The organism is Mycobacterium sp. PO1 (assembly GCF_017312405.1).
In the GTDB taxonomy this organism is placed as follows: domain Bacteria; phylum Actinomycetota; class Actinomycetes; order Mycobacteriales; family Mycobacteriaceae; genus Mycobacterium.
Map to the genome: position 1 here is coordinate 1 of NZ_BLTG01000112.1, position 1,655 is coordinate 1,655.

General features: G+C 64.9%; 1 protein-coding gene. It reads right to left on the bottom strand.

The genetic code is table 11. The annotated features are described in order from the left end of the window. Positions 1 to 17 precede the first annotated feature (17 nt). The gene (locus J3476_RS26205) at positions 18 to 1,412 is read right to left on the bottom strand and encodes an IS110 family transposase (protein WP_207069211.1); all 1,395 of its coding nucleotides are present in this window, start codon (positions 1,410 to 1,412) and stop codon (positions 18 to 20) included. Positions 1,413 to 1,655: the final 243 nt, after the last annotated feature.

The following is a 1,655-nucleotide window of genomic DNA, read 5'->3' on the forward strand; positions in this document are numbered from 1 at the left end:
TGAGTTCCTAAGGGATGTCAAACGGCGTGTTGGCTCGTAGGCTCGTGTTTGGCGGGCCTGGATGTTGGAGCGCTTGGCGACTCCTGTGACTCCTGGCCCGCCGCCTGTTTGCGGCGGTCGCGCATGCGTTGGTGACGGATGTTGTCGCGGCGCCGGGGCTCGATCTGATAGCGCTCTTTGACGATCTTGCGGCCCTGTGCGGTGGTGATCGGGGTGCCGTCGACATCGCGCAGGATGTAGGGCTGGTTGTTGCGCATACAGGTGGCGATCCGGGTGACCAGCAGGGTGGCCAGGTGGCAGATCGCCGAGTCGTGGTGGCGGTCGCCGGCCATCAGCCGCTGGTACTTCGCAGCGATCTGCGGGTCGATCTTGCGGGCTTGATCAGCGGCGGTGCATAGCATTTCGCGCAGCAGGGGGTCGCCGGCCTTGGTGATCGAGGATTCGACCTTGATCAGCCCGGACTGGCTGACCTTGGGGACCAGTCCGGTGTAGGCGCGGATCGCGGCCAAAGAGGTGAACCGGTGAGGATCGCCGATCCGCCCAGCGATCACGGCGCTGATAACCGGTCCGACACCGGGGGCAGACGCCACGATCGCCTCGGGGTCGGCGTCGGCGTAAAGGTTCGCGACCCGTTCATCGATCTGCTTGATCTGCCGGGTCAAAAACAGCGCCTGTTCGGCCTCGTGGGCGATGTCGTCGCCCAGTTCAGCGAAGTTCATGCCGTCCGGTCCCCACAGCATGAGAGTTTCCTTGGCTGCGACGATGAGTCCGGCGGCGTGGTCCTCGCGCCATGCGCCGCGGGACCGGGCGATCAGAAACCGGCTCAGACGTCCCTGGCCGAGTCGAATCACCGTATTCGGGTCGGCGTAGCGGGCGAGGAACTCCAACGCCGCATTGCCGTAGTTCGAGCCGAGCACGGCATACCAAGCCGGCCCGAGGAGCTCGATGAGTGCGTCGAGCCGGGAATACACCGCAACCCGGCGTTTGACCATGGTGGAACGTTGTTTAACCAGACGCCGCAACGGGTCTGCTGGTCCCTGGCCGGAATACTCACGCAACCCTTCGGGATGAAGTAGCGGCAACCGGGCCAGGAGCTCGGAGTCGATGCGATCGTTCTTGGTGTGCTTGGAGTAGTACTTGCGCAGATCCGCCGATTGGGTTGTGGGGACCATGACCACCCGGGCGCCGCGGCGGCGGAACCACTCGGCCAGCACGATCCACGCGTTGCGGGTCGGCTCGACCACCACGGTCACGTCCGTAGCGTCGGCCAGGAACAGATCGGCCCATAACCGCTCCAGGTCCGCCGGCCGGGTCGAGAACTTCCGGCCCCGCCACACCGTGGTCCCGTCGCGGGCCAGCGTCGCCTGATGCGCCGCGCGCACCGCTACGTCGATCCCTAATGTCCATGCCATCGTCGTGTGCTCCTGTCAGCCATCAATCCCTATCCACCCAGGTGGCTGACCATCGCGGCTATGGCCCAGACATTCTCTAAGCAGGAGTCCACACCGACCGGCTGGCTCCAAGTTCCCGAACAAGGACACCGCTCGACCAGACACCGAGCTCGCGAGCGGACCACTCAAATCTCAGGGATCACCACGCGTCCCAGTCGGACGTTCGGCCCGCCCGCGAACTCACACTCCAAAGCTAAATGTCGG